Origin of the sequence: Vulcanococcus sp. DEBay_Sum22DG08_74 (genome assembly GCF_017852955.1) — a bacterium.
Lineage (GTDB): Bacteria > Cyanobacteriota > Cyanobacteriia > PCC-6307 > Cyanobiaceae > Vulcanococcus.
In genome coordinates, this window is sequence record NZ_JAFMKL010000117.1 from 1 (window position 1) to 4,851 (window position 4,851).

Genomic DNA, 4,851 nt, shown 5'->3' on the forward strand with positions numbered 1-4,851 from the left:
CTCGGGAACTTCGTATGCGTGACGGGGGTGAGCGGCTCGGGGAAGTCCACCTTGTTGCGCATGATTAACGGACTGATCGAGCCCAGCTCGGGATCCGTGCAAGTGCGCGGCCAGGCCCTGGCGACACTCTCTCCAAAGGCGCTCAACCAACTGCGCCGGAACGCCATGGCCATGGTCTTCCAGTCCTTTGCCCTGTTCCCGCAACGCAGCGTTCTCGACAACGCTGCGTTTGGCCTGGAGGTGGCCGGCGTTCCCAGGGCGGAGCGTCAGAAGCAAGCCAGACGTGCCCTGGAGCGGGTGGGGCTGGGCAGCCAGTTGAAGCAGAAGCCAGCCCAACTATCCGGAGGGATGCAGCAGCGGGTGGGACTGGCCCGGGCCCTGGCGCTGGATCCCCCGATCCTGTTGATGGATGAGGCCTTCTCCGCCCTCGATCCGCTCATCCGCCGAGACATGCAGGACCTACTGCTGGACCTGCAGGCCGAACAGCGACGCACGGTGGTGTTCATCTCCCATGACCTCGATGAGGCCATCCGCATTGGCGATCGCATCGCCCTGATGCAATCGGGGGAGGTGCTGCAGTGCGGAACACCCCAGGAGCTCCTTGAAGCACCGGCGAACCCCGCGGTCCGGGCCTTCTTTCAAACGGTCGATCGGGGTTCGGTGCTCACCCTGCGGCAGATCGTCGAACCCATCCCCGAAGACCTGGGGATCACTCTCAGCCTGGATTCCGAGGGACGCTTCCAAGGCCTACGCAACCCAGAGAACATTTGGATCGAGGCTTCAGCCGCCGGAGCTCTCCCCTCGGAACTCCTGCTGAACGAAGCCATTAGTGCGGTCTCAAGCAACCCCTGGCCCACCCCCGTTCTGGACCCTGAACGACGACCCTTGGGAGTGGTGACACCAAGGGGGCTGCTGCAGGCCCTCAAGGAGCAGGGCTGATGGTGCTCACGCTGGCGAGTCTCGAGCAGGCCGGGCCGCTGGGGCTAGGGGTAGATGCCGCTGTGGAGTGGCTCTTGAACAACGGCCAGGGCCTCTTCGACGTAGTCCAGGTCGCCATTGAGCGATTGACCGCAACGCTTGAGTTCGTCCTGGCTCAACCCGCGCCATGGCTGTTTGCCCTGGTCGTTGCCGTGGTGGGGTGGCGTTTGGTGGGAGGCAGCTTTGCCCTCTTCAGCCTGCTGGGCTTGAACCTGGTCCTGGCCCTGGGTCTTTGGGAGCCGATGCTCGCCACCTTGGCCCTCGTGATCACCTCCTCGCTGTTGGCCTTGCTTCTGGGCTTTCCCCTGGCGGTGCTTGGGACCCGTCAGCCCTGGCTCTGGAGACTGCTGCGCCCCGGACTGGATCTGATGCAGACGATGCCAGCCTTCGTCTACCTCATCCCGGCGGTGATGTTGTTCAGCACAGGAGCCGTTCCCGCGATCATCGCCACCTTGATCTTCGCCATGCCTCCGATCGTGCGGCTCACCTACCTGGGGATCACTCAGGTGCCCACAGATCTGGTGGAGGCCGGACGGTCCTTTGGTTGCAGCGACCTGCAACTGCTGTGGATGGTGCAACTCCCCAGCGCTCTACCGACGGTGATGAGCGGGGTCAACCAGACCATCATGTTGGCGCTCTCCATGGTGGTCATCACCTCAATGATCGGCGGAGGCGGCCTCGGCGATGTCGTGCTCAGGGGCATTCAACAGCTCAATGTTGGCCTGGGCTTCGAGGGGGGAATCGCGGTGGTGATCCTGGCGGTGATTCTCGATCGCCTGAGCCAGGGCCTCTCACCCAGCAACGCCCGGAGACAACGATGAGCGACGCTCCACGCTGGTCACGGCGCAGCGCCCTGGTGGGCGGCATGGGCCTGGCGGGACTCTCGCTGGCGAGCTTGGTCCAGTTGGGTCGCCAACAACAGGGGGGCCAACGCAACAGCAGCGAATCCCTGGCTCAAAGCACAACTCAAGGGCAGGGCCGGACTGAGCGGAGACCCTTACGACTGGGCTGGTCCCCCTGGGCCGATGCGGAGGTGATCAGCCTGATGGCCAAGCAACTGATCGAGACGGAACTGGGCTGGCCCGTCGAGCGCGTCCTGGCCGACATCGGCATCCAATACGCCTCCGTTGCCCGAGGGGATCTGGATTTGATGTTGATGGCCTGGCTTCCCCTGACCCATCGGGACTACTGGAAGCGCGTCCGCGATCGGGTCTTAGACCTCGGTCCGATGTACTCCGGACGACTGGGCTGGGTCGTCCCTGACTACGTCGATCCGGATCTGGTCAACTCCATTGGCGATCTCCGCCAAGCCTCCATTGCTGCGCGCTTTGACCATCAGGTTCAAGGGATCGACCCGGGATCGGGCCTGAATCAGCTCTCACAGGTCGCCCTGAAGGACTACGACCTCAGCGCGATCAAGTTGGTGGCCTCGAGCAGTGCAGCGATGAGCGCCGTGCTGGACCAGGCCATCCGCGAGCGGCGCTGGGTTGTGGTCACCAGCTGGACACCCCACTGGATGTTTGCTCGCTACAAACTGCGATTCCTCAGCGACCCCAAACGCGCCTTCGGAGGAACTGAATGGATCCACGCCATCGGCCAGCCAGACCTCAGTGCTCTCGCCCCTGAGGTCACCGATTTCTTGACGCGCTTTCGGATCCCCGATGCCGATCTGGCCGAGGTGTTGTTGAAGGCCCATCAAGACACGGCCCAGTCCGCCGTGGACGCGTACCTCGATCAGCATCCGGAACGGGTCCGCTACTGGGTCAGCGGTCAGATCGGGCCCTCAGGTGCTGCGGGCTGAATGGGAAGCTGTGGCCAACGACTGAACCTTGATGGCGACGGCCTCCCCGCAACTACTGCAGGCCCTGCAGTGGCGCTACGCCACGAAGACCTTCGATCCCAGCCAGCGCATCCCAACTGAAACCTGGGAGGCGCTTGAGTCCGCCTTGGTTCTAACGGCCTCGTCCTATGGGCTCCAGCCCTGGAAGTTCTTGGTCATCACCGACCCCGAGCTGCGGGCCCAGCTACGCCCCCACTCCTGGAACCAATCTCAAATCACCGACTGCTCCCACCTGGTGGTGCTGCTGAAGAAGCGGGAGATCCTGGCCGCCGATGCCGATCGGCTGATCGAGGCCACCACCACAACCCGGGGCATCGACGCCAGCCTGCTCGAGGGTTACCGCCAGATGATTCAGGTGGATCTGATCGACGGACCCCGCAGCCAGGCCATTGGCCAGTGGAGCGCCAACCAGGTCTATATCGCCCTGGGCAACCTGCTCACCAGCGCCGCCCTGTTGGAGGTGGACACCTGCGCCATCGAGGGCTTCAGTCCCAGCGACTACGACAAGATCCTGGGACTCGAGAGCAGCGATTACCAAAGCTGCGTGGTCTGCGCCTGCGGCTACCGCAGCGCCGAGGACAAGTACGCCGGCCTCGCCAAGGTCCGCTACTCCGCCTCCGACCTGATTGAGCACCGCTAACCCCGGCCCCACCCCATGGCGAAATCCCGCTCCAAGAAGACCTCGACCAAGCCAGCACAGCCGGTCAAAGCCGAACCCTCGGCCATGCGCATCAAGCTCCAGATCGCTGGCGCCGTGTTCGTACCGATGCTGGGCTTAGGGCTCTGGCTCAACAGCAAGGGCTTTTTCGGTTAAACGCCAAGGCTTGGGGCCTGGCCATCAGCAGCAGCTCGCCGCCGCACTGACAGCGGCGCCCTGGTCAAAGGGAATGGCCGAACCGCAACCCTCAAACAGCCCGTAGTGACGATCAAAGTCCCCGATGAACTGGAAGTGGGGAGCGAAACGGGTCTGGTGCAGCATCCGATAGGTGTTCCCGCAGACCGGGAAGACCTTGCCGGCCTCGATGCTGTGGTGCTTGTCGAACTCCAGTCGCGTGGGCGCCTGGTCGATGGAGCCGCGGTAGATGACGGCCTGACCGTGGTCCTCGCAGGCATCCTCCAGTTCCGGGATGTTGAAGAGCCGGTAGGTGGCGGAGTAGAAGCGGGCCTCACCCACCAGAGCCGCCAGCTGGGGCTCGGTGATCTCCAGGGGACGGTCGCTCACCAGGCGCGGATCCGTGAAGGCCGCCCCGCGGGCCATCCGCAGGAAGTCATTCCAATAGAGCGCTCCGCCCAGGCATTCGCCGTAGAGCACCGGATGACGCTGAACGGCCGCCGGTAGGCGCCGGTCCACGTAGACGTCCGAGAAATAGAACTCCCCACCGGGCTTCAGGAGCCGCTGAATACCCCTCAAGACCGCAGGCTTGTCGGTGGAGAGATTCAAGACGCAGTTGCTGACGATGACGTCAAAGCTGGCGGGCTGCAGATCCAGCTCCTCCAGCCGCTCGATCTGCCCCTCGAGAAAGCGGACGTTGGCATAGCCAAATTGCTCCGCATGGAACGGCAGGTACTCCCGAGCCACCGCCAGCTGTTCCGGGGTCATGTCCACCCCGACGACCTCACCCGAGGCACCCACCAACTGGGAGAGCAGATAGACATCGCGGCCACTGCCACTGCCGAGATCCAGCACGCGGCAGCCCTCCAACAGGGGCGGGCAGACCAAACCGCAGCCGTAGTAGCGGCTGCTCACCTCAGGGTGGACCCGACTTAAGAGGGGCTTGAGCCAGTTAGGGACCGCGTCGGCATCGCAGCAGGCACTGGTCTTGAGATCAGCGGTGCTCTGCAGTTCCTTGCCGTAATAGGCCTGAACGACGTCTTGCATGCCTGGGCGTTGGGCGCGTCCTGACCGTAGTGCTCACGCTCGCGCCCAGGGCCTCCCTACATTCTGAGCACAAGAACACAATTGTTCATGTTCGACGCTTTCACCAAGGTTGTTGCCCAGGCTGACGCCCGCGGCGAATTCCTGAACGCTGGTC

At 63.7% G+C, this 4,851-nt stretch carries 6 protein-coding genes; 5 read left to right on the plus strand and 1 reads right to left on the minus strand.

Annotation, left to right across the window (positions count from 1 at the left end):
- The 5 genes from QZ184_RS10085 to QZ184_RS10105 form a co-directional block, all read left to right on the plus strand.
- The coding region (locus tag QZ184_RS10085; protein WP_296419421.1) for an ATP-binding cassette domain-containing protein at positions 1-939 on the plus strand (939 nt) is incomplete at its 5' end.
- Complete coding sequence (locus QZ184_RS10090; protein WP_247477583.1) at positions 939-1,799, plus strand: ABC transporter permease subunit; 861 nt, start codon at positions 939-941, stop codon at positions 1,797-1,799. The genes QZ184_RS10085 and QZ184_RS10090, both read left to right, overlap by 1 nt.
- Positions 1,796-2,779 (plus strand): glycine betaine ABC transporter substrate-binding protein, encoded by a 984-nt coding sequence (locus QZ184_RS10095; protein WP_296419423.1) that lies wholly within the window; start codon positions 1,796-1,798, stop codon positions 2,777-2,779. The genes QZ184_RS10090 and QZ184_RS10095 overlap by 4 nt, the downstream gene beginning before the upstream one ends.
- A gap of 31 nt (positions 2,780-2,810) precedes the next feature.
- Entirely contained in the window at positions 2,811-3,458 is a 648-nt protein-coding gene (locus tag QZ184_RS10100; protein ID WP_296419425.1) for an NAD(P)H-dependent oxidoreductase, read from the plus strand.
- A 15-nt stretch (positions 3,459-3,473) separates the two neighbouring features.
- Positions 3,474-3,632 carry a hypothetical protein gene (locus QZ184_RS10105; RefSeq protein ID WP_247477577.1) on the plus strand — a complete coding sequence of 53 codons (159 nt, stop codon included), beginning with the start codon at positions 3,474-3,476 and terminating at the stop codon, positions 3,630-3,632.
- 24 nt (positions 3,633-3,656) lie between these two features.
- Here QZ184_RS10105 and QZ184_RS10110 read toward each other — a convergent pair whose 3' ends face one another.
- Entirely contained in the window at positions 3,657-4,697 is a 1,041-nt protein-coding gene (locus tag QZ184_RS10110; RefSeq protein ID WP_296419428.1) for a methyltransferase domain-containing protein, read from the minus strand.
- Between the last annotated feature and the right edge of the window lie 154 nt (positions 4,698-4,851).